The organism is Mesorhizobium sp. EU05-FHT14A09 (assembly GCF_058790995.1).
This window is the reverse complement of sequence record NZ_JBYTDF010000003.1, coordinates 383,403-405,273: the sequence shown is the minus strand read 5'-3', so window position 1 is coordinate 405,273 and position 21,871 is coordinate 383,403. Positions and strand designations below refer to the sequence as shown.

19 protein-coding genes are annotated in these 21,871 nt (G+C 62.5%); 5 read left to right on the top strand and 14 right to left on the bottom strand.

The window, feature by feature from the left end:
• Positions 1-46 precede the first annotated feature (46 nt).
• Entirely contained in the window at positions 47-268 is a 222-nt protein-coding gene (gene rpmE / locus AC3WTO_RS13525) for a 50S ribosomal protein L31 (protein ID WP_024922908.1), read from the bottom strand.
• 174 nt (positions 269-442) lie between these two features.
• Between rpmE and AC3WTO_RS13520 the strand changes: the two genes are divergently transcribed.
• The gene (locus AC3WTO_RS13520) at positions 443-2,242 is read left to right on the top strand and encodes an ABC transporter transmembrane domain-containing protein (protein ID WP_492461243.1); all 1,800 of its coding nucleotides are present in this window, start codon (positions 443-445) and stop codon (positions 2,240-2,242) included.
• A gap of 4 nt (positions 2,243-2,246) precedes the next feature.
• Here AC3WTO_RS13520 and AC3WTO_RS13515 read toward each other — a convergent pair whose 3' ends face one another.
• From AC3WTO_RS13515 to AC3WTO_RS13500, 4 genes are all read right to left on the bottom strand, one after another.
• A complete protein-coding gene (locus tag AC3WTO_RS13515; RefSeq protein ID WP_492461542.1) occupies positions 2,247-3,395 on the bottom strand; it encodes an amidohydrolase in 1,149 nt (382 codons plus the stop codon).
• A gap of 164 nt (positions 3,396-3,559) precedes the next feature.
• The gene (locus AC3WTO_RS13510; protein WP_492461242.1) at positions 3,560-4,243 is read right to left on the bottom strand and encodes a nitroreductase family protein; all 684 of its coding nucleotides are present in this window, start codon (positions 4,241-4,243) and stop codon (positions 3,560-3,562) included.
• 78 nt (positions 4,244-4,321) lie between these two features.
• On the bottom strand, positions 4,322-4,984 hold the full coding sequence (locus AC3WTO_RS13505) for a GntR family transcriptional regulator (RefSeq protein WP_492461241.1): 663 nt from the start codon (positions 4,982-4,984) through the stop codon (positions 4,322-4,324).
• Between the two features lie 59 nt (positions 4,985-5,043).
• Positions 5,044-6,528, bottom strand: a complete 1,485-nt coding sequence (locus tag AC3WTO_RS13500; protein ID WP_492461240.1) for a carboxypeptidase M32 — start codon at positions 6,526-6,528, stop codon at positions 5,044-5,046.
• A 136-nt stretch (positions 6,529-6,664) separates the two neighbouring features.
• Between AC3WTO_RS13500 and AC3WTO_RS13495 the strand changes: the two genes are divergently transcribed.
• Positions 6,665-7,018 (top strand): DUF1304 domain-containing protein, encoded by a 354-nt coding sequence (locus AC3WTO_RS13495; RefSeq protein ID WP_492461239.1) that lies wholly within the window; start codon positions 6,665-6,667, stop codon positions 7,016-7,018.
• 133 nt (positions 7,019-7,151) lie between these two features.
• Here AC3WTO_RS13495 and AC3WTO_RS13490 read toward each other — a convergent pair whose 3' ends face one another.
• Both AC3WTO_RS13490 and glmM read right to left on the bottom strand, forming a co-directional pair.
• Entirely contained in the window at positions 7,152-7,985 is an 834-nt protein-coding gene (locus tag AC3WTO_RS13490) for an outer membrane protein (protein WP_492461238.1), read from the bottom strand.
• Between the two features lie 309 nt (positions 7,986-8,294).
• On the bottom strand, positions 8,295-9,647 hold the full coding sequence (glmM, locus tag AC3WTO_RS13485; RefSeq protein ID WP_492461237.1) for a phosphoglucosamine mutase: 1,353 nt from the start codon (positions 9,645-9,647) through the stop codon (positions 8,295-8,297).
• 250 nt (positions 9,648-9,897) lie between these two features.
• Between glmM and AC3WTO_RS13480 the strand changes: the two genes are divergently transcribed.
• Both AC3WTO_RS13480 and AC3WTO_RS13475 read left to right on the top strand, forming a co-directional pair.
• Positions 9,898-10,752 (top strand): hypothetical protein, encoded by an 855-nt coding sequence (locus AC3WTO_RS13480; protein ID WP_492461236.1) that lies wholly within the window; start codon positions 9,898-9,900, stop codon positions 10,750-10,752.
• 206 nt (positions 10,753-10,958) lie between these two features.
• Positions 10,959-11,552, top strand: a complete 594-nt coding sequence (locus AC3WTO_RS13475) for an antifreeze protein (RefSeq protein WP_492461235.1) — start codon at positions 10,959-10,961, stop codon at positions 11,550-11,552.
• A 102-nt stretch (positions 11,553-11,654) separates the two neighbouring features.
• Here the strand turns inward: AC3WTO_RS13475 and AC3WTO_RS13470 are convergent, their stop codons facing one another.
• Positions 11,655-12,728: an SO2930 family diheme c-type cytochrome gene (locus AC3WTO_RS13470; protein ID WP_492461234.1), complete on the bottom strand. Its 1,074-nt coding sequence runs from the start codon at positions 12,726-12,728 to the stop codon at positions 11,655-11,657.
• Positions 12,725-13,963 carry a parallel beta-helix domain-containing protein gene (locus AC3WTO_RS13465; RefSeq protein ID WP_492461233.1) on the bottom strand — a complete coding sequence of 413 codons (1,239 nt, stop codon included), beginning with the start codon at positions 13,961-13,963 and terminating at the stop codon, positions 12,725-12,727. Before AC3WTO_RS13465 ends, AC3WTO_RS13470 begins: the two co-directional genes overlap by 4 nt.
• 85 nt (positions 13,964-14,048) lie before the next feature.
• Here AC3WTO_RS13465 and AC3WTO_RS13460 point away from each other — a divergent pair, with 85 nt between their 5' ends.
• Complete coding sequence (locus AC3WTO_RS13460; RefSeq protein WP_492461232.1) at positions 14,049-14,723, top strand: TetR/AcrR family transcriptional regulator; 675 nt, start codon at positions 14,049-14,051, stop codon at positions 14,721-14,723.
• On the opposite strand, the gene AC3WTO_RS13455 is transcribed toward AC3WTO_RS13460, so the two are convergent.
• The 5 genes from AC3WTO_RS13455 to pal all read right to left on the bottom strand — a co-directional run bounded on the left by AC3WTO_RS13455 (position 14,692) and on the right by pal (position 21,749).
• Entirely contained in the window at positions 14,692-16,263 is a 1,572-nt protein-coding gene (locus AC3WTO_RS13455; protein ID WP_492461231.1) for a cation:proton antiporter, read from the bottom strand. The genes AC3WTO_RS13460 and AC3WTO_RS13455 overlap by 32 nt on opposite strands.
• A gap of 181 nt (positions 16,264-16,444) precedes the next feature.
• Entirely contained in the window at positions 16,445-18,379 is a 1,935-nt protein-coding gene (ftsH, locus tag AC3WTO_RS13450; RefSeq protein WP_492461230.1) for an ATP-dependent zinc metalloprotease FtsH, read from the bottom strand.
• Positions 18,380-18,481: 102 nt separating this feature from the next.
• The gene (gene tilS / locus AC3WTO_RS13445; RefSeq protein ID WP_492461229.1) at positions 18,482-19,831 is read right to left on the bottom strand and encodes a tRNA lysidine(34) synthetase TilS; all 1,350 of its coding nucleotides are present in this window, start codon (positions 19,829-19,831) and stop codon (positions 18,482-18,484) included.
• A gap of 17 nt (positions 19,832-19,848) precedes the next feature.
• Positions 19,849-20,946: a tol-pal system protein YbgF gene (ybgF, locus tag AC3WTO_RS13440; protein WP_492461228.1), complete on the bottom strand. Its 1,098-nt coding sequence runs from the start codon at positions 20,944-20,946 to the stop codon at positions 19,849-19,851.
• Positions 20,947-21,245: 299 nt separating this feature from the next.
• Positions 21,246-21,749 carry a peptidoglycan-associated lipoprotein Pal gene (pal, locus tag AC3WTO_RS13435; protein ID WP_129412719.1) on the bottom strand — a complete coding sequence of 168 codons (504 nt, stop codon included), beginning with the start codon at positions 21,747-21,749 and terminating at the stop codon, positions 21,246-21,248.
• Positions 21,750-21,871: the final 122 nt, after the last annotated feature.

Here is a 21,871-nt window from a genome sequence, read left to right as displayed (position 1 = left end):
AAACCCGCCCAGAGGGCGGGTTTTTGTATCCATATCGCGTTCCGGCTTAGATGCCGAGATTGGCGAACTTGTTCTTGAACTTCGACAGACGGCCACCGCGGTCGAGCAGCGTCTGCTGGCCGCCGGTCCATGCCGGATGCGTGGAAGGATCGATGTCGAGGTTCATCGTATCGCCTTCCTTGCCCCAGGTCGAACGGGTCTGGTATTCGGTGCCATTGGTCATGACGACCTTGATGGTGTGGTAATCGGGATGGATGTCAGCCTTCATCGCTCTTGTCCTGGCTAGCTGGGACGGCGGCCCTGCGGCGATGCGCCCCTTTTTAAAACTCGAAGCCGCAGCTATTGAGGAGCCACGGCTTCAAAAACGGTCGGCGTGCCTATACAACAGGCGAAATTGAATCACAAGGCCGCGCCGGAGCCAATTCGGACAGGAACCGGGACGATGGCGGACACTATCAGCGCCGACGAGCGTAGACGCTCGCTCCAACCGCTTCGGCGCGTGTTTCCCTATATCACCCGCTATCGCGGCCTGGTGATCGGTGCCGGTATTTCGCTGGTGCTGGCAGCCATCACCACACTGGCGCTGCCGCTTGCCGTGCGGCGCATGATCGACAACGGTTTCTCCAGTTCCGATTCCGCCTTCATCGCCAGCTATTTCGGCATGCTGATGGTCATGGCGGCGGTGCTCGCGCTGGCCTCCGCTGGCCGCTATTATTTCGTCATCACCCTTGGCGAACGCGTCGTCGCCGATATTCGCCGCGACGTATTTTCGCACGTCACCACTTTGTCACCCGCCTTTTTCGACACCTCGCAGTCGGGCGAGATCGTCTCACGACTGGCTGCCGACACCACGCAGGTGAAATCGGCGGTAGGCGCAACTGCGTCGGTGGCGCTGCGCAATGTCATTCTCGGTCTCGGCGCGCTGGCAATGATGGTGGTGACCAGCCCGAAACTCTCCGGCCTCGTCATTGCGGCAATCCCCGTCATCGTTCTGCCACTGGTTGCCTTCGGCCGTTCGGTGCGCCGTCGGTCCAGACAGGCGCAGGATACGCTGGCCGACGCCACCGCCTATGCCAGCGAACAGATCGGCGCCGTGCGTACGCTGCAGGCCTTCACCAATGAAGGGCTGGTCACCGGCCGTTTTTCCGCCTCGGTCGAGGCCGCCTTCGCCGCCGCCCGTGCTTCCGTGCTCGCCCGCGCGCTGCTCACCTTCTTCGCCATCTTCATGGTGTTCTCGTCGGTGGTCGCAGTTCTGTGGTTCGGCTCGCGCGATGTGCTCGACGGCACGCTGTCGCCCGGGACGCTCGGCCAGTTCCTGCTCTATTCGGTCTTCGCGGCCGGCGCCCTCGGCGCGCTCTCGGAAGTGTGGGGCGAACTGTCGCAAGCGGCGGGCGCCGCCGAACGCCTCACCGAGATCCTTGCCGAGAAGCCCGGCATTGAAGCTCCGGCACAGCCGCGTCCATTGCCTGCCAAGGCCAAGGGCGCGATCGAGTTCGACGATGTTACCTTCTCCTATCCGGCAAGGCCCGACCGTGCCGCCGTGCACGGCTTGAGCTTTTCGGTTAAGCCCGGCGAGACAGTCGCCATCGTTGGCCCGTCGGGCGCCGGCAAGAGTACGGTGTTTTCGCTGATCCTGCGTTTTTACGATCCCGAAACCGGCGCGGTGAAGCTGGACGGCATCGATCTGACTGAGACGGATCCGCTGGCGCTGCGCCAGCGCATCGCCATTGTGCCGCAGGATGTCACCATCTTTGCCGCCAGCGTGCGCGACAACATTGCCTTCGGCAGGCCGGGTGCCGGTAACGCCGAAATCGAGGCTGCCGCCAAGGCAGCCCTAGCCGAGGAATTCATCCTCAAGCTGCAGAAAGGCTACGACACGCCGGTCGGCGAACGTGGCGTCACCCTGTCCGGTGGACAGCGCCAGCGCATCGCCATTGCCCGTGCCATCCTGCGCGACGCGCCGATCCTGCTGCTCGACGAAGCGACTTCGGCACTCGACGCTGAAAGCGAAACCCTCGTGCAGGAGGCGCTCGAGCACCTGATGCGCGGCCGCACCACGCTTGTCATCGCGCACCGGCTGGCGACTGTGCTCAAGGCCGACCGCATCCTTGTCATCGACGGCGGACGCATCGTCGAGGAAGGCACACACAAGAGCCTCGTTGCCAAGGGTGGCATCTACGCCAGGCTCGCGAAACTGCAGTTCGAAACCGGAGCCAGCGCCTTTGTGGGTGCGGCGGAATAGCCACCTATCCCAGCAGGTTGCGCGCGGCGCGCATGAAAATCCTCGACCCGATCGGGATCAGATCGTCTGGAAAATCATAGTCGGGGTTGTGCAAGGCCGGATGACGTTCGCCGGCCCCCAGGAAGAACATCGCCGAGGGCGCGCCGCGCCCAAAGATGCCGAAGTCCTCGGATGCCCGCATTGGCAGGCTGTCTTCACTGTAGGGGACATTCTCCTGCTCGAGCGCGGTGTGCAGGTGCTCGACCGCCACCGGTGCATTCATGCTCGCAACAAAGATTTCGTGATAGTCGATTGAGAAGACCAGCCCGGCTTCGCCGGCGATCTGTGCCACCAGCGCCTCGCCAGAAGCACACAGGCCCGCCATGCGATCGTCCAGCCGCGTGCGCAAGGTCGCCCATACTTCCGCTCGGCCAGGAGCGACGCCGAACACCGCCTCGCCCATCGTCGCGTGGGTGACGGTGACCATGCCGAAATCATCGTCGCTGAAGGCGCCCCCGCCGAGCTTCGCCAGCGCGGGCATCAGTTGGCTGATCGCCAGCATGGGCGACGTGCCGGTTTCGGGCATCGAGGAATGCGCCGTCTTGCCTTCCAGCACGATACGCATGCCACGCGAGGCGCAGTTGACAACGCCAGGCTTCAACCGCACCTCACCAAACGGGATGCCCGGCAGGTTGTGCAGCGAGAAGGAAAAGTCCGGAGCGATCTCGTCAAAGCGCGGATCGGCGATCACGCCGACTGCCCCATCGCCAGTCTCTTCTGCGGGCTGGAACATCAGGACGACACGTCCCTTTTGCGAGCGACTGCGTCCGAACTGACGGCCAAGCGCGGCCAGGATCGCGGTATGTCCGTCATGACCGCACATATGAGACTTGCCTGGCACCAGCGACGAATGTTCCGCACCGGACAGTTCCTCGATAGGCAATGCATCAATCTCGGAGCGGAACAGCACTGTCGGACCCGGTTTGCCGCTGTCATAGACCATGGCGACGCCATGCCCGCCAAGTCCCGTCAGCACCTTGTCAGGCCCGGTATCGGCGAGAAAGGCGACCACTTCCCTGGCGGTCGCCTCTTCTTCGTTGGAGATTTCCGGATGCCGATGCAATTGGCGGCGCCAGGCCGTGAGTTCGATCAGGTCCTGATTGGTCAGCGACAAGGCGGCCTCCGCATCCGGCTTTATTCTAGACCCGACAGCATGCCGCCTGACGCGCCGGATCGAAAGAGACAGTTGCCGGAAAATCGTCTTCCAGCCGGTCGAGGGCGTTTCCGCTTTCCTGGAAACGCTCTCGCTCATTGCTCTTTCCTGGAATTTGCTCCGGATCAGAGAAAGGTCGCGATCTCCGCCAACGGTCTCTTCTCGACCGCATGTTGCGGAATGGTGGCACCTTCCTTTGGATAGCCGACGACCATCAGGATGTAGGGCTTGTCGTGCGGGTCGCGGCCGCAGATCTCGTTCAGGAAGCTCATCGGGTTCGGCGTGTGCGTCAGCGCGACGAGGCCGGCGCGATGGATGGCGGTGATCAGGAAGCCCGTCGCGATCGAGACCGATTCCGGTACGTAGTAGTTCTTGCGCATGACGCCATCGGCGGAGCGGCTGCGGCGTTCGCCGAAGATGCAGATGAGCCAGGGCGCCTCCTCCAGGAAGGGCTTGTCCGCGTCGGTGCCGAGCGGTGCCAGCGCAGCCAGCCACTCTTCCCCGGCCCTGCCCTCATAGAAGGCGCGTTCCTCGATCTCGGCCGCCTCGCGGATGCGTTTCTTGATCGAGGGATCACCGATCACCGCGAAGTGCCACGGCTGATGGTTGGCGCCGTTCGGTGCCGTGCCGGCCGCCAGGATGCAGGTTTCGATGATGTCGCGCGGCACTGGCCTGGTGGAGAATTCGCGCACCGTATGGCGCGCACGCATTTCCGCGTAGAAGGCTTCCGCATTGGCTCGCATCGCCTCCACCGGCAGCTCCCGGAAGTCCGGCAGCGGGATCGGCTGGTAGCTCGTGGTAGGCTTCATCGCACAACACTCCTCAGATTGTCCAACAATATTGTCCGACAATCGAGAAATGCGCAAGCCGATCCTTGGTCAAACCGTTCAGGCTGATGCGAAATGATCGTCGGACAGCCTCTGGATGAGCCGCCCCGATGCGACGACATGCTCGCGCATCGCGGTTTCCGCAGTTTGCCTGTCTCCAGTCGCAACGGCCTCGACGATCCGCCGATGTTCCGCATTGCTGGCAAAGACATCCTCGCGGCCGACCAGCATGCGGAACTGCAGCCAATAGAGCGAGTTGGCCAGCCTGGTCAGCGTCTCGCTCAGGACGGCATTGCCGGCAACGTCCGGAAACAGCGCGTGAAACCGCGTGTTGGCGTCGGAGAATTTCGCCATGTCGTTTGCCGAAACGGCCTCATCCATCTCGGCTTGCAATGCCTGCAGCCTGGCTGGTGCAGCCTGCAGCACCGGCAAAGCAAGGCCGACGGCCAAGGCTTCCAGGGCACCACGAACGGCAAACAGGTCGTCGACCTCCTTCCGCGACAACCGGCGCACCGTCACCCCTCGGTTGGGTTCGAAGGCCAGGAGCCCGTCCGCCGTCAGCCGCTGAAAAGCCTCCCGTACGGAAGACCGCGACACGCCGTGCCGCGACGCGAGTTCGGTCTCGGTAAGGCGCTGGCCGGGCACGAGATGACCACCACGCACAGCCTGGGTGATGGCCGAAGCGACCTGCTGGGCGGTCGAAAGAAGATCGCGGTCGGTCACCTACAGTACGATCCTGAAAAGTCGCTGACGCAGCATTGTTCCTGACGGCACGAAATCTGTCACCTGCCGTAACGCCGCTTCAGATGCGTGATGAAATGCGCCGCGTTCAGCTTTTCACCGGTGGCGCGCTCCAGCAGTTCGGGCGTTGAATAGCGCGAGGCCTGCGACCAGATGTGCTGTCGGCGCCAGGCATTGACCGCATCGAAATTGCCACGAGCGATCTCCTCATCGGCAGACGGATGCTCCTTGGTCAAGGCTGCCCATTGCTGCGCGGCCATCATCGCGCCCAGCGTATAGGAAGGGAAATAACCGAAGGCTGCCGAAGGCCAGTGAACGTCCTGCATCGGCCCGTCGGCGGCATTGTCGATGGTGGAAAGACCCAGATAGTCACGCATCTTGGCATCCCACGCCTCGGGCAGGTCCGCGACTTCGAGCCGGCCCGCAACCAGATCCTGTTCGAGTTCGAAGCGCAGAATGACATGCAGCGGATAGGTGACTTCATCGGCATCGACGCGGATCAGCCCGCGCTCGACACGATGCACATGCGGCAGAAGATCTTCCAGCGTCCAGGCTTCGCCGAGATGTTTCTCGACCACCGGCAGGGCCCAACGCCAGAACGCCGGATTGCGGCCGAGCTGCTTTTCCACGAACAGGCTCTGGCTTTCGTGCACGGCCATGCCACGCGCCTTGCCGAGCGGCCAGTTCGACCACTCCTTGGGCAGATTCTGTTCGTACAGCGCATGACCGGTCTCGTGCAGCACACCCATCAGCGCCGACAGGAAATCCGATGTCTTGTAGCGGGTGGTGATGCGCACATCGGTCGGCACACCGCCACAGAACGGATGATGCGATACCGAAAGCGAGCCATGATTGAGGTCGAACCCGACGGCAGCCATCATGGCCAGCCCCAGTTCGCGCTGCCTGTCGATCGGATAGACTCCCGACAATGGCTTCAAAGGCCGTTCCGCCAGTCTTTCACTCTGGACTGCCAGGGCCTCCGGCACGAAATCTTTCAGAAAGGTCTTGAGTTCGGCAAAAACCGGAGTGACGTCCGCGGCGCGATTGCCGGGATCATACTGCTCCATCAGCGCGTCATAGGGCGACAGCTTGAGGACAGCCGCTCGCAATCCAGCCTCCTCGCGTACCAGCGCGACGATGTTTTCGAGTGCCGGACGAAAGCCGGCCCAATCGTTTTTGGCGCGCAATTCCCGCCACAGCTGTTCCGAACGCAGCCGTGCCGCCGTCTGCCGCTCTACGAATTCCGCGGGCAGGCACGTCAGGTTGATATGCTGGCGTTCGAACTCGCGCAGCGCCACCTGCTGATCTTCATCGAGGCGCTCGGCCTTGGCGGCAGCAATCCAATCCGCGACTTCCGGCGCGGTGGCCTGGCGATGATACATGCCGGCCAGCGTCGCCATGGCCTCGGCGCGTTTCTCGCCTCCACCAACAGCCATGTGGGTGGCTTCGTCAGCGCCCAGGATGGCCTGAGCATGCTCCAGCGCCTCGAGCTTGCGGCCGAGTTCATCCAGTTTCTTGAACGACATTGCTTCACCAGCGATTATGAAAGGGGTCGGCGCGAACAGACATCAAGCGGCGCGCCATGGCAACCCCATCCAGGCGGCTTGCGCGATAAGCCCGCTTGCAGGAACATCACCTGGATAAAGAGGCAAAGGGGGAACAATGATCGCAAACATATTGATCGGCGTGGTCGCGCTGATCCACGTCTACATCGTCTATCTGGAGATGGTGCTGTGGGACACGCCGCGCGGCCACAAAGCTTTCGGGCTGACCCCTGAATTCGCAGCGGCCTCGAAAGTGTTGGCGGCCAATCAGGGCCTCTACAACGGCTTCCTGGCTGCCGGCCTTGCCTGGGGGCTGTACCTTGGAGAGGCGGGCTTCGCGGTGAAGACCTTCTTCCTCGCCTGTGTCGTGGTTGCCGGTCTCTACGGTGCCGCAACGGCAAACCGCAAGATCCTCTACATCCAGGCCATCCCGGCCGCACTGGCGCTGATCGCGCTGTGGCTGGGGTGGTGATCGGCAAGCAAATCGCTTCGCCAGAGCGTTTACGCAATTCCGGGAAAACCGTTGCACACTTTTCCCGGAATTGCTCTGGAACGAAAAACCGCCCGGCTGTGCCGGGCGGGTTCTCAAATTGTCGAGGCAGGGATTACTTCGTGTAGACCGGCTCCGGTTCCGGCACATAAACGGGCGGAGGCGGCGCGCAGTCCGAGCGGCCACCGAACTGGTAGCGCAGGCCGGCACGCACTTCATGCGTGTTGATGCCCTTGTCGAAGCCAGGGCCGCCGCCAACCTTGTAGCCGAACATGCCGCCGCCATTGATATGGCTGTAGCGGTAGCCGACATCGAGCTTGGTGGTGTCGGTCAGGCAGTAGGAAGCACCGGCCATGAGCGCATAGGCGAAACGCCAGCTCTTCTTGCCTTCGTGCTCGAACTCGCCGTCCGGATCCTTGTTGACCAGCGTATTCCACTTGAGATTCGCACCACCGATACCGGCGCCGACATAAGGCGTGATGCCGTGCCAGGTACCGATGTCGACATAGGCGTTGGCCAGCAGAAGCAACGCCGAATAGGAACTGGTGTCGCTCGAGGTACAGGGCAGGCCCGTTCCGCAGTAGCCCGACGTGCTGCCGTTGAACTTGCTCTTCGACCAGTAATCCAGCGTCAGATCCGTGCGGAAGTATTTGGTGACCTGGTAACCGACGCCGCCGCCGATCGAGAAGCCGCCCTTCAGCTTGTGCGTGTCGAAAGTACCGACCTGTCCGAAAGGAAGGACGTATTCCGGGCTGCTCATATTGGATTTGCGATAACCGAGATCGCCACGGATGTACCAGCCGCCATAATCGGCTTCTTCATAGACCGGCTGCGCGATCGGTGGCGCTTCCACCACCGGCGGCTCGGCCAGATCCGCCGCCAATGCCGGCGCGGCGAGGCCGGACAGCAGCAAGCCGGCAACGGCTGCCTTCCTTCCGAAATTGTACATCCTTGTCACCCTTGAGACGTCGGAGCACGGATCGCGCCCGAACATGATTGACCTCGGATGTGGATAATGAATTGCAAAGGTTAAAAGGCGTTTAACCGTATCAGTTAACTATACTCGCTTAGAATTTTCTCGAAATGCCGCTGAAAAGACTTCACCAGAACGCACACGACCCGCCCCAGCGGGTGGCGTGATTCAGCGGGACGAACCTGCAGCAGTAACGCTTTTATGCCCGGAATTGCGAGCTAGGGCAGCTCTGCGTTTCCGCGAAAAACGGGAACGCCCTAGTAATGAATGGAAAGCGGACTGACTTCAGGCGGCGCTGCGCGTCTCGGAGATCACGCCGACAATGTCGTTGACGACTTCTTCGACGAGCTTCGGATCGTCGCCTTCCGCCATGACGCGGATGAGCGGCTCGGTGCCGGAAGGACGAATGACTAGGCGACCTTTCTTGCCAAGGCGGTTCTGCGCCTCTTCGATCGCAGCCTTGACCGGTGCTTCCTCAAGCGGCTTGCCGCCCGAAAAACGGACATTCTTCAGCAATTGCGGCACCGGCTCGAACTTCTTGAGCAGTTCGCTGACCGGACGGTTCTGGCGCTTGACGCAAGCGAGCACCTGCAGAGCGGAAACCAGGCCGTCGCCCGTGGTCGAGAAATCAGACAGCACGATGTGGCCGGACTGCTCGCCGCCGACATTGAGGCCATTCGCGCGCATGTGTTCTACGACGTAGCGGTCGCCGACCTTGGTGCGATGAAGCTGCAGCTTCATGCCGGTCAGGAAGCGCTCGAGGCCGAGATTGGACATGATGGTGGAAACCACGCCGCCGCCGGCCAGGCGGCCGTTCTGGTGCCAGGATTCCGCGATCAGCGCCATGATCTGGTCGCCATCGACGACAACGCCGTTCTCGTCGACGATAACGACGCGATCGGCATCGCCGTCCAGCGCAATGCCGATGTCGGCGCGGACTTCATGCACCTTCTTCTGCAGTTCGGCCGGATGGGTGGAGCCGCATTCCTTGTTGATGTTGAAACCGTTCGGCTCGACATTGATGGCGACGACGTCGGCTCCGAGTTCCCAGAGTGCGGAGGGCGCGACCTTGTAGCCGGCGCCGTTGGCGCAATCGACAACAATACGCAGGCCCGACAGCGACATGGCGCGCGGCAAGGTGCGCTTGGCGAATTCGATGTAGCGGTCGTGCACGCCATCGACGCGCTTGGCGCGGCCGAGGCTGTCGGAGTCGGCCAAAGCCAACTCGACGTCTTCGTCGAGCATGCTTTCGATCCGCTCCTCGATCTCGTCGGAGAGTTTGTAACCATCCGGACCGAACAGCTTGATGCCGTTGTCATAGTAAGGATTGTGCGAGGCGGAGATCATCACGCCGATGTCGGCGCGCAGCGAGCGCACCAGCATGGCAACGCCCGGCGTCGGGATCGGGCCGAGCAGGAACACATCCATGCCGGAAGCGCACAGGCCGGCCACCAGCGCGTTCTCGATCATATAGCCCGAAAGCCGGGTGTCCTTGCCGAGAACAGCCCGATGACGGTGACTGCCGCGCTGGAAGGAAAGACCGGCGGCCATGCCAACCTTCATGGCGATTTCCGCCGTCATTGGGAACTTGTTCGCGCGACCGCGAATACCATCCGTTCCGAAATAACGTCCCGACATCTACTATAGGTCCCTGGCTGCTTGCCCGAAGGCTGCTAATGCCACAACTGCTCGGTGCCAAGCCATCACTTTGTGTTATAGTATGTCATGAATCTTAGAAATTTGTTTCCCCGCCAAAAATGCGACGCAATGGTCACAATGCTCGCGGAGAAGTGCGGGAGGAGATGCGGCTACTGCACTAGCGCAGGCGTGGCTTGCGCGCTATTGCTCGCATGGGATTGATTGTGAGTGGCACAACGGAGAGAACGCTATGCTCAATCGACTTGCTACATTGACGGGCCTCGCCGTCGTGACGCTGTTTCTGGCCCAGCCGGCCAGCGCACTCACAATGGCCGAGTGCAGCACCAAGTACAACGCGGCCAAGGATGCCGGCACGCTGGCTGGCCAGACCTGGAACCAGTTCCGCAAAGCGCAGTGCGGCACCGACGCCAGCGCAGCTGAGGAAGCCAAGCCGGCCAAGAAGGCGAAAGCCGCTGCCGAAGACACCAGCAAGCCAGCGAAAAAGGCCGCTGCTGCGAGCGACGACACGGCAAAGGGCCTGACCGCCAAGGAATGCTCGGCCAAGTATCAGGCCGCCAAAGCGGCCGGCACGCTGAACGGCCTGAAGTGGAACGATTTCCGCAAGGCGCAGTGCGGTCCCGGCGCCTCTGCCGCGGTCGACACCACAACTGCTCCGGCCAAGCCTGCCAAGGCTGCGACCAAGGCGGCCGACGCCGCTGCCGGCGGCAAAGGCTTGACCATGGCCGAGTGCTCGACCAAGTACCAGGCGGCCAAGAGCGGCGGCACGCTGGGCGGCCAGAAGTGGAACGACTTCCGCAAGGCCAACTGCAGCGCCGGCGCCAATGACGATGACTCCGTGCCGGCAGCCGACGAAGCTACCTACACCAATGAGCCGGAAGCACCGACCGCCAAGGCTCCGAGCGGTGTCAGGTTCCCAAGCGCAGTCGCCAAGAAGTACTCGTCCGAGTCGCCAGGCAAGGCCCGCATGCACACCTGCCTCGACCAGTACTATACCGCCAAGGACAACAACTCGCTCGGCGGCCTCAAGTGGATCCAGAAGGGCGGCGGCTACTACAGCCTCTGCAACGCCCGCCTGAAGAGCTGATCGGCGCTCCAGCGCAAATCAAAGTGCTAGAGCGACCTTTGCGCGTCCAAAAGGACGCGCGGCGCTCTAGTCAGCGGTAAGTACAAGGAATCGCGTGAGTTTTGCTCGCGCGATTCTTTTTTGTCCCGACGGCAAGATTCTTGTGGAACACAAGAAGAACAAATAGTATACAAACCGCGTAAATTCATCACGCCTCGGGAGGTTGCATGCGAGTTCTTTATCTGGCGGCCACTGCCGCGACCATTTTGTTTCCACTCGGCGTCATGCCGGCCAGCGCGCTGACGATGAAAGAGTGCAGCGCCAAGTATCAGGCCGCAAAGGACGCCGACACACTCAACGGAATGACCTGGACCGCTTTCCGCAAGGCGGAATGCGGCACTGACGACACAGCCGATGCCGGCGCTGCGGCAAGCACGGCCACCGTAGAAAAGGTCGCCTTCGTTTCCTTCAAGGAATGCGGCGCCCGCTATCAGGAAGCCAAGCGCAACGACGAACTGAACGGTCGCGGATGGGACGAGTACCGGACCGCCGAGTGCGGCCACACGCTGGACAAGAAAGAGGCATCCGCCAGTGCGGCCTCTGTAAATCCTGCGGAAGCGCCGGCGGGCGTTAGCTTCCCGACTGAAATTGCTGCCGATTTCAAGGACGAAACGCCGTCGAAGGCACGCATGCATTCCTGCCTCAAGCAGTATCACGCCAACAAGGAGGCCGGCACATTGAATGGACTGCGCTGGATCCAGAAGGGTGGCGGCTACTACAGCATTTGCAGCAAGCGGCTGAAAGGCACGCAGCCGGCTTGATCCACTGGATGCCAGGGTCGCAAGCATTTGGAGCGTTTCCGTTTCTCGCGGAAACGCTCCAATTTTTTGTTCGACGTGCTTTTTTGTCGGAGCTGGCCGCAACTACTTCAGCGATGCGATCCAGTCGGATAGCAGCTTGACCGCGTCCGGGTCGGCAATATGACGGCCCAGTTCCGGCATCATCACGCCAGGCGCTGTGCTTTCCACGCGATAGGTCACGATCGAACGATCCGGTGCACCGGGCACGACGTCGAACTCGCGATCGCCTGAACCTCGACCTGCCGCCGCCGGCCGCTTCATGACGCCGTACCGCACCGGAACGGTCTCGCCATAGGTCAGGAACAGCCCGGTATTGCTGGCCGGTCCCTCGGCACGGTGGCAGTGCGCACAATTGACGTCGAGCCATGTGCGGGCACGTTTCTCAAGGGAGGCGGACATGTCGCGCCAGTCTGCCACGCCCGGAACGTCCGCCATTTCGGGCACCCCCGAGAGCAGGCCAGCCGAGGTCCAATGGGAAAGCTGGTTCTCGGTCCCACCGGCATAGACATAGTCGGTATTGAGGTTGCGCGCCTTCGGACCCAGCGGCGTGATCTTGCCGTTGAAGGCATGGCAAGCCTTGCATTGGTTCTTGTTCGGCACCGAATAGTCGAAGGCCAGCGGCGTCCCGTCGGTTCCGATGGTCGAGATCGCGACTTTCGCGCCCGCAATCTTCAGCACGGCATCCGTCTGCTGATCGTTCCATAGATAGGCCCAGGCCAGCCAGCCACCCGCCCGGCGCAGCAGGACGCGGGTCTCGACCAGGCGTAGCTTCTCGCCCGGCTTCCGGTAATCCGCTGGAAAGGCGAACGTCTTGACCAGCGCGCTCCCGACCGGAAAATCGAAAGCCTCGACTGCGTCATACAGGGCCGTCTGGCCATGCGGCACATAGACGAAGCGGAACTTCTCCGCGCCATCCGAAAACAGCGGCGTCACCAGGCGAAACGGTACGACGCCGGATGCCGGGGTCTGTTTCTGCAGGTCCTCGAAGAAACCGAACTCGGACAATTGCTTCGGTGGCGTCGCGGCCAGAATTGTCGGGTCGGACACAGCGCGGGCGGGAATGGCCATCGTCGCGATCGTCGCCAACGCCAGGATCAGCACCAAGATCGCCGATTGCGCGAACCTGGCGAATGTCACGCCCCGCCATCCTGTGGCAGCTTGACGGCCGCCGGTTCAGGCAGGCTGCCCTTGTAGGCGGTGATATCCGTATCCGGCCACCAGCCCCATGGCAGCAGAAGTTGGGAAAGCATCTTCAGATTGACGAAGCTGGTCCCTTCGGCCTCGTCGACATAGATCTGGTTCTCGGCGGAGACCCAGCTGAGATATTCAGGGATCCTCGTCACCCCATCCCAGACGATATCCGGCACCGGCGTGCCGGATATATCCGTGATCATCTTGCCCACCTCGCCATCGGGCGCGTTGCCGCCCTCGCCATAGGTGTTGCCATGCACGAAGACACCGCGCGGCACGAACATGTAGTTCTTGTCGTCATAGTCCTTGGGATAGGCACCGATCAGCACATGGGTGGTGCCGTTGCCGGACAGGCGATTGCCGAACACATGCACGTTGCGGTTGGCCATCACCATGATACCGGTGCCTTTCGGCACCATGGCGACCGTATTGCCCTTGGGTGCGAAATTCGCCGTATCATTGTCCACGACGTCATTGTCGAAAACACGGATATCGTGCCCACCCTGCACCGGCAGATTGGGCAGGTCGAACACCAGGATGCCCCCTGTGTTGTGGGTCGCGACGTTCTTGTAAACGTCGGCGCGCATCGAATTCTCGATCTCGATGCCGGCGACATTGTATTCGGCCCGCGAGTTGCGCACGATGACATTCTCGCTCTGACCGACATAGATGCCGGCATCCGAAGCGCCTCGCACGGTCACCTTGTCGATCAGCACATGCTTCGATGAAACGGGATAGACGCCGTAGGAGCCGTTTTTCTCGTTCGGCCCGTTGGTCCATTCGACGCGCAGATTGCGAAAGGTGATCTGTTCCGAGCCCTTGGATTTGACGCCGTCGCCCTTGGCATCCTCGACGGCAAAATCTTCGAGGACGACGCGATTTGAAGTGACGAGCAGACCCTCGCCGGAGCCGGTCTGACCTTTCAACGAAAGAATAGTCTGGTCGGGGCCGGCGCCTTTGACGGTGACGTCGTCGGCGTCCAGCGACAGGCCTTCCGTCAACTCGATGCGACCGGGACCAATTGCCACCGTATCGCCCGGCTGCGCCGAGATCAGCGCCTCGACAAGCTTCTCAGCCGCACCGTCGCCGGCGGCAACAGCAATTTCGGCGGCGAAAGCGGGGGCGGTCCAAGAGATTCCGCATGCCAGGAACAGTGCTGCCCGTACCTTGGTTGAACGCATCGCCCTCTCCCTTGCGCAGCGTCGTTTTGTCCAGACAATGCGCTCGTGCTGGACAGCTGTCAATAAAGATGAAACTGTTTCACTTATGGATCGCCCGATCGCTCGCTCGAAACCTGTCGAACCGCGCCAGCGCCGCGCGTTGAAGACACGCACCAGATTGCTCGAAGCCGTGGAAGCCGTGGTTTCATCCGACGGGCATGAAGCTGTGACGACGACACGCATCGCCACGGAAACCGGCGTCGCCGTGGGGACTATCTACCGTTACTTTACCGACCGTGACGCCCTGCTGCTTGCCGCCTACGAGGCAACGGTGGCACGCATCGTCGCCCGTTGCCTGGAAACAATGGAGACGATGCCTGCGGGCTTCACAGCCGCCGATGCCGCCCGTGCGCTGCTCTCGCACTATCTGGAAGCGGCCGTTTCCATTCCCGCTCACACCGGCCTGCTCGCTGCCATGCGGTCGATCCGGCCCATCGAAGCCGACCAGCAAGCCAACGCCCATGGCGGCATCACCGGCCATCTGCTGGTGCCTTTCCTGGCACGTTATGTGCCGGGCTCAGAACATCTCGAGCCGGTGCGGTTGCACTTTTTGAGCGTGATGGTCAGCACAATGGTCGATCTCTATCTCATCACGAGTGACGATGATGCCCGCGCCCGCCTGCGCGAAGAGATCGAAGCCCATGTCGCCCTGATGGTGCTACGAATCGGCCGGCAAGGCGACGGCACGCTCAAGCAGGAGCGCTTCGACCGGCAGCGCTGAGTTCTGCCCAGTCGAGTTCTTCCTCCAGCAGGTGAAACGCATCGTCACCGATAACAAAAGATCGCCGAAGTTCGATCGCGCGGGCGCGCGCGGCGTTTATGGCCTGGAGCCGCAAGGTGCCGCCAGGCAGGCCGGCCGCCTGTGGCGGCTCGCCGCCAACCTCGCAAAGCTCGACGATGGCACCATATTCCTTGCGCAGCAGCTTGGCAGCGAGACCGTCCTCCTGGCCGATGGCGGCGACTGCCGCCTTGTAGGCTTCGACGCGCCCGTGTCGCACTTCTCGTCCGACCGGATCGTCGTCGGAAAGCCCGAGCCACTGGATCAGCGGCCGCAATGTCAGCCCTTGCAGCACCAGCGTGCCGAAGACGACGGCAAAGGCGGTGAACAGGATGAGATCGCGATAGGGGAAAGGCGATCCGTCACGCAGCAACTCGGGGATCGAGAAGGCTGCGGCCAGGGTGACGATACCACGCATGCCGGCCCAGGAAATAACGATGCCGCCCTCGCGTGTCGGCCTGGCCATTGGCCGCGGCGGGTTGAAGCCATAACGCTCGATGCGCCAGCGGATCAGCTTGTTGTAGCTCATGACCCAGGCAAAGCGCGTGAGAACGACGACAGCAAGGATGGTGCCTGCAAACAGCAGGTAGTTGCCGCGCATGTCGGGTGTCAGCCGCTCCCAGATCGGACCGAGCTGCATGCCGATCAGCACGAAGGCCATGGCGTTGAGGATGAAGACGACAGCTTCCCAGACAGCATAGACCGGCACCCGCAAGCGCGCCGGCATGTTCGGTCCACGCGTGTTGGCGATTGTCATTGCATAGACGACGATGGTCAGGATGCCGGACAGGCCGATGGCCTCCGCGGCGATCCAGACACCAAAGGTGACCGTGAACTGGGCGATGATCGAGGTCGGGAAATCCTCGAAACGTATCGCCGGCGTCAGCACGCGCGCCAGGAGATATCCGGCCGCCACACTTCCGAACACCGTCAGCAGGAAAACCGGCGCCCCGCTCGACAGCGAAAGCCCGCCCCCCAGCACCGCCAGGACGGCCAGCTTGTAGAGCAACAGCGCGCTGGCGTCGTTGAGCAGGCTTTCGCCTTCGAGGATCTTGAGGAGCCGATGCGGCAGCTTGACCTGCCGCATGACGGCAGTCGCGGCGGCGGCATCGGGTGGCGCGACGATGGCGCCGAGCGCGATGGCGACCGGCCAGGCCATGCCCGGCACCAGCCAGCGCGCGGCAAGGGCCACGGCGAGCGTGGTCAGGCCGACTGCCATCAACACCAGGCCGGTCACCGGCAGCCAGTTGTCGCGAAGATCGCGCAGCGAGGTGTCATAGGCGGAATCGACCAACACCGGCGCGACGAACAGCGCGAGCGCCAGATGCGGATCGAGCGTCCATTGCGGAGCGCCTGGCAGGAACGGGATCAGCACGCCGCCGACGGCGAGGAACGTCGGGTAAGGCACGCCAAGCCGTCGTGCCAGTGCTGAAAGCAGCGCGGCGCCGAGCAGGAGGGCAATGATCCATTCGAATGTCTGCATGGCGCGTCCCTCTCCGCATGAGGCCTCAAGCCGGGTAACCGTGTCGGTATGAAGGCCTCCAGCAACATAGCCACGATTGCAGGGGCCGTCTTCTGCCGCCGCGTCCGCAACCGGTGCCAGGATTCCAAAAGCGAAAACGCCGCGACAAGGTCGCGGCGTTTCCACTCAATTCAATTCAGCCTTAGTTTGAAGGCTGTGGCTCCATGCCGCCTTCCGGCTCGGGGCCTTTCTTGCGGCGGCCGCCGGTACCAGCCTTCGGCACGGCCGATCCGCGCGCGGTCGGCGTATCGTCGCCAAGATCCCGCGACGGCTTCTGGCCGGCGATCAACTGCTTGATCTCGTCGCCGGAGAGCGTCTCGTATTCGAGCAGGCCTTCGGCCAACGCGATCCAGTCCTTCTTCTTCTTGGTCAGGATCGTCTTGGCGGTCGAATAGGCCTCATCGATCAGGCGGCGCACTTCGGCGTCGATGATCTGCGCCGTCTCTTCCGAGACATTCTGCGTACGCGCCACGGAGTGACCGAGGAACACTTCTTCCTGGTTCTCGCCATAAGCGACGTGACCGAGCTTGTCGGAGAATCCCCAGCGCGTGACCATAGCGCGGGCCAGCTTCGTCGCCTGCTCGATGTCGGACGAGGCGCCGGAGGTGATGTTCTCCTTGCCGAACTTGAACTCTTCCGCCACGCGGCCGCCCATCATGATGGCCAGGCGCGAGATCATGTATTTGTAGCTCATCGAGTAGCGGTCGCCCTCGGGGAGCTGCATGACCATGCCGAGCGCGCGGCCACGCGGGATGATCGTCGCCTTGTGCAGCGGATCGGCCGCCGGCACGTTAAGCGCCAGGATGGCGTGGCCGGACTCGTGATAGGCGGTCAGCTCCTTCTCGGCCTGGGTCATGGCCGACGAGCGGCGCTCCGCGCCCATCATGATCTTGTCCTTGGCGTCCTCGAACTCCTGCATGGTGACGAGGCGCTTGTTGCGCCGTGCCGCCATCAGCGCCGACTCGTTGACGAGGTTCATCAGGTCTGCGCCCGAGAAGCCCGGCGTGCCGCGCGCGACCGTCTTCAGGTCGACATTCGGCGCCAGCGGTACGTTGCGGACGTGCACCTTGAGGATCTTCTCGCGACCGACGATATCCGGATTCGGCACCACCACCTGACGGTCGAAGCGGCCCGGACGCAGCAGCGCGGGATCCAGCACGTCGGGACGGTTGGTGGCCGCGATCAGGATGATCGATTCATTGGCCTCGAAGCCGTCCATCTCGACCAGCAACTGGTTCAGCGTCTGCTCGCGCTCGTCATTGCCACCGCCGAGGCCGGCTCCGCGATGACGGCCGACCGCGTCGATTTCGTCGATGAAGATGATGCAAGGGGCGTTCTTCTTGGCCTGCTCGAACATGTCGCGGACGCGGCTGGCGCCGACACCGACGAACATCTCGACGAAGTCCGAACCGGAAATGGTGAAGAACGGCACATTGGCTTCGCCTGCGACCGAGCGGGCCAGCAGCGTCTTGCCGGTGCCGGGAGGGCCGACCAGCAGCACGCCGCGCGGAATCTTGCCGCCCAACCTTTGGAACTTCTGCGGATCGCGCAGGAATTCGACGATTTCCTCCAGGTCCTGCTTGGCTTCGTCGACGCCAGCAACATCCTGGAAGGTAATGCGGCCATGCGCTTCGGTGAGCAGCTTCGCCTTGGATTTGCCAAAGCCCATGGCACGGCCGGAGCCGGACTGCATCTGGCGCATGAAGAAAATCCACACGCCGAGGATCAGGATCATCGGCAGCCACGAGATCAGGTAGCCGAACAGCGTGTTGGAACCATCGGTTTCCGGACGCGCATTGATGACGACGTTCTTGTCCTCGAGCCGCGAAACCAGCGAAGGATCGCCCGGCGAGTAGGTCTGGAAGCCGGCGGCGTTGTCGGCATATGTGCCCGAGATGCGCTCACCGGAGATCGTCACAGCCTTCACACGTCCCGATGCGACATCCTGCAGGAACTGCGAGTAGGGAACGTCCGTGGAGGCCCCACGCGTCTGCGGCGTCTGGAACAGATTGAAAAGAGCGATCAGCAGGACCGCTATAATCGCCCAGAGCGCGAGATTACGATAGTTCGGATTCATCGATTGTCCCGTTGGCGCCCAGTTTCGGGCGCGGATACTTGAGAAGTTAGGCCTAACATAGGGAGAGCGCCCCCCCTTGCCAAGCATAAGAACATGGCTCGGTTAAGCATTAGCGCTCGCTTTGGAAGCGGCAGGCACTCTCAGCGGTGATGCGGGAAGCGGAGCCGCACCGATCAGCACCGCGACGGCACGCGCGACCTCGAGGTCGAAACCGGACAGGAACCGTGCGAAAGGCGCGACGACGGGAAGGGCTGTCACCCCCGGCAATCTCCCGGATTCGCTCAGAGAACCAAGGCAAACGTCGCCTTGCCAAAGCGCGGGCTCAACAGCTTGCGCGGCGCGAAACAGGCTTGCCGGGGCTCCCGCTTGAACCGGGCCAACGGCTTGCCGCGCCGTTCCGCGACCAAGTGGCGCGATCACGCAACCATCGGCGCCGTCGCTGAAAGTGATGCGATAGCGTCCATCCCAGTACGTTCCGTTCGACGCCATCGAGGGAGCAGGAAGATCACGCGCTTCACGGTAGAGAAAGGTTCCGACGCGCCGCACATCGACGACGGTCCGCGACAATGTAGCGCGACCCGAACCAGCAGACAGCGTCGCAAACAACCCGGCGGTGCGGCCGCTGTCCGGCAGAAAGGACGTGCCCCCGGTCGTGGCAAGGAGGATGCGCAAGGCATGGAGTGCAGCCGGTCGGTCGACTTCGCGCGCAAATGCAGGATCCAGCCGGAGCAGACCTCCAGCCAGCTGGCTTGCGTGGCGGGTGATGAGATCGGCAGCACGCTGGCTGAGCCCTTCCCGCTCATGCGCGGCTCTGCCTGCGATTGCGAGAAGGTCGTCCAGGCGAGCTTGATCCTCGGCCAGCAAAGCGCGCACGCGCGGTCGCTCAAATGCCGGGTCGAGGTTGGTCGGATCGTCGATCCATCCGAGCCCCTCGGCTGTCAGCAGCGCGCGCAGGGTCGAACGCCGTTCCGCGAGCAGCGGGCGCAGGATCCAGACATCCCCGTCATAGAGCGTCGCAGGCGCCATACCGGCAAGTCCGCGCCCTTCATCCCGCGCCTGCCGCATGGCAACGGTTTCCGCCTGGTCGTCGGCGGTATGGCCGGTCACGACAATCTCGAGCCCTTCATCGCGGGCGATATCGGCGAGCAGCCTGTAACGCGTCTCGCGAGCGGCGGCCGGAATGCCGGTCGATGGTTTGACGCCTTCCCAGGCAATGGTGCGGTGAACGATACCCAATTGCCCGCAGAGGCCGGCGACAGCTTGCGCTTCGGCAGCGGAAGCAGACCGCAGCGCGTGATCCACCGTAACGGCGATAAGCCGCGCGGAAGGCAGGAAACGGTCGAAATGGTTCTTGAGGAGAACAAGCAGCGCGGTCGAGTCGCTACCGCCTGAAATGGCGGCCACGGCGCCTTGGCCGAAGTCGATCCGCGAGAAAATCATGGCTGCGGGCAAGGAGCCCGCTCGTTGCATCAGCACGAGGCGAGCGCCCGCTCCTGCTTGACGCGTTCCTTGAGCGCGCTGGATGCATCGGGATAACGCTTGCCGACCTCGGCGAAAGTGGCGCAGGCGACGTCGCGCTGCTTCAGGCCGATCAGCGAGATGCCGAGCTTCAGCAGCATGTCGGGGGCCTTCTTGGATTTGGAATAGTCCTTGCTGGCGGCGAGGAAGACTTCAGCCGCGTCGCGGTATTTCTGCTGTCCGAGCAGGGATTCGCCCAGCCAGTAGTGGGCATCGGCTGCCTTGGCGTCGGACGGATAGCGCTGGATATGCTGGCGGAAACCTTGCTCCGCGGTGTTGTAGTCGCCCGAAAGCACGAACTGATAGGAATTGCGGTAGAGTTCATCGGGGCTGTTTGTCGACGGCAGCGAAGCGACGACGCCACCGCCCTCGGCGGGAGCCTGCGAGGCTGAGCCCGAGCTCGGAACATCTGCCGGCGGCACTGCGCTGATGACATTGCCGTTCTTGTCGACCGTGATGGTACCGAAGGAGGTTGCCGGCTTGCCGGTGACGAGCGTCCCGGGCTCGCCATTGCCGGAATCGATGATGAGATCGCCGACCTGATCACCCGTCGCGTTTTCTCCGCCCGGCTGCGCTGTCTGGCTGGCCGATTGTCCTGGCGTGGAAGGCTTGGCGCCGGCAGTAGCCGGCGCTGCAGGCGTGGCCGAGGCGGGAGCCTGGGCCACACTGTTGCCGCTGGTGGCGGCGTCAGACTTCTTCTGCGGAGCGGCACCGCCACCCTGCTCGATCTGCTGGAAGCGGAATTCGTTGTCTTCCTGCGTCTTGCGCAACTGTTCCTGCAATTGCAGGATCTGGAAGTTCAGTTCCTCGATCTTGCCATTCATCTGGCGGATCTGGTCTTCCAGGCCAACCGAACCCGACTGGGCCAGTTGCACGGGCTCGCTCTTCTTCTCCTTGCCGCCGAAAACGCCCGGCAGTCCGAAGCTCGGCAGATTGAAGGAAAAACCGTCTTCGGTGGTTCGCACCGGCCCGGCGGCATTGGCGGGTGCAATCACACTCGCCGCGAGCAGGACTGCAAGCGTCCCGCTCAGGATTGTTCTAAAATGCATTGGTCTCTCGCCATCAGGGTCAAAACAGATCATTGCCCGGAATCAGCCACCGCCTTGGGAACGATTGCCGACCCGAACGCATCCGCTTTTAGCAGGGCGCGAGACTTCGGCCAAATTTTGTTTCAGGCCGATATTTGGAGTGCCGAATGTCCGTTCCGGTGAGAACGGTGGCGCCGAAGTGGCGAAAATCGATCAGATATCCGAACCGATGCGCCATTAGCCTTGAACATATGAAAAAGGCGGCCACGCGGCCGCCTTTTTCATCATCGACGGGATCGCCGGCCAGCGCCGGCGACAGATCAGGAGCCGGCGCCCGACAGCGTGGTGACGGCGCGGCGGTTCTGCGACCAGCACGAGATATCGTCGCAGACGGCAACCGGGCGTTCCTTGCCGTAGGAGATCGTCTTCAGGCGGTTTCCAGCCACGCCCTTGCCGATCAGGAAGTCGCGGGTCGCGGCGGCGCGGCGTGCGCCGAGCGCCAGGTTGTATTCGCGGGTGCCGCGCTCGTCGGCGTGACCTTCGACGACGATGGCGTACTGGCCGTATTTGTTCAGCCACTGAGCCTGGCGACCCAGCGTCTGCTGGGCGTCGGCACGGATCGAAGAGGAATCGGTATCGAAGAAGATGCGGTCGCCGACATTGACGGTGAAGTCCTGTGCCGAACCCGGAGTGGCAGCGCCACCGCCCAGGCCGAGATCAGCCGCGCTGTTCGGAGTCTTCTTCGACGCGCAGCCTGCAATCGCCAGCGAGGCGACCAGAGCGATCATGACCGGGTTCGTGGTAAGCTTTGCGATACGGCGCATGCCGCCTCTCCTTCGCATTCAAGTGATTTCTTTGATCTGCCAGTAACCACGTTTGGGTTAACCGGCGCTCAAGAAACACGGTTAATATTCTGTTGCGGTCGCCGTCCGCGACCACTGCCACG

What these genes read in the sequence shown, in the direction of transcription:
- ftsH (WP_492461230.1), bottom strand. Translation starts at nt 18,379, where the DNA reads ATGAATCCGAACTATCGTAATCTCGCGCTCTGGGCGATTATAGCGGTC.
- rpmE (WP_024922908.1), bottom strand. Translation starts at nt 268, where the DNA reads ATGAAGGCTGACATCCATCCCGATTACCACACCATCAAGGTCGTCATG.
- ybgF (WP_492461228.1), bottom strand. Translation starts at nt 20,946, where the DNA reads ATGCATTTTAGAACAATCCTGAGCGGGACGCTTGCAGTCCTGCTCGCG.
- AC3WTO_RS13495 (WP_492461239.1), top strand. Translation starts at nt 6,665, where the DNA reads ATGATCGCAAACATATTGATCGGCGTGGTCGCGCTGATCCACGTCTAC.
- AC3WTO_RS13510 (WP_492461242.1), bottom strand. Translation starts at nt 4,243, where the DNA reads ATGAAGCCTACCACGAGCTACCAGCCGATCCCGCTGCCGGACTTCCGG.
- AC3WTO_RS13520 (WP_492461243.1), top strand. Translation starts at nt 443, where the DNA reads ATGGCGGACACTATCAGCGCCGACGAGCGTAGACGCTCGCTCCAACCG.
- AC3WTO_RS13500 (WP_492461240.1), bottom strand. Translation starts at nt 6,528, where the DNA reads ATGTCGTTCAAGAAACTGGATGAACTCGGCCGCAAGCTCGAGGCGCTG.
- glmM (WP_492461237.1), bottom strand. Translation starts at nt 9,647, where the DNA reads ATGTCGGGACGTTATTTCGGAACGGATGGTATTCGCGGTCGCGCGAAC.
- pal (WP_129412719.1), bottom strand. Translation starts at nt 21,749, where the DNA reads ATGCGCCGTATCGCAAAGCTTACCACGAACCCGGTCATGATCGCTCTG.
- AC3WTO_RS13480 (WP_492461236.1), top strand. Translation starts at nt 9,898, where the DNA reads ATGCTCAATCGACTTGCTACATTGACGGGCCTCGCCGTCGTGACGCTG.
- AC3WTO_RS13465 (WP_492461233.1), bottom strand. Translation starts at nt 13,963, where the DNA reads ATGCGTTCAACCAAGGTACGGGCAGCACTGTTCCTGGCATGCGGAATC.
- AC3WTO_RS13490 (WP_492461238.1), bottom strand. Translation starts at nt 7,985, where the DNA reads ATGTACAATTTCGGAAGGAAGGCAGCCGTTGCCGGCTTGCTGCTGTCC.
- AC3WTO_RS13475 (WP_492461235.1), top strand. Translation starts at nt 10,959, where the DNA reads ATGCGAGTTCTTTATCTGGCGGCCACTGCCGCGACCATTTTGTTTCCA.
- AC3WTO_RS13455 (WP_492461231.1), bottom strand. Translation starts at nt 16,263, where the DNA reads ATGCAGACATTCGAATGGATCATTGCCCTCCTGCTCGGCGCCGCGCTG.
- AC3WTO_RS13460 (WP_492461232.1), top strand. Translation starts at nt 14,049, where the DNA reads ATGGATCGCCCGATCGCTCGCTCGAAACCTGTCGAACCGCGCCAGCGC.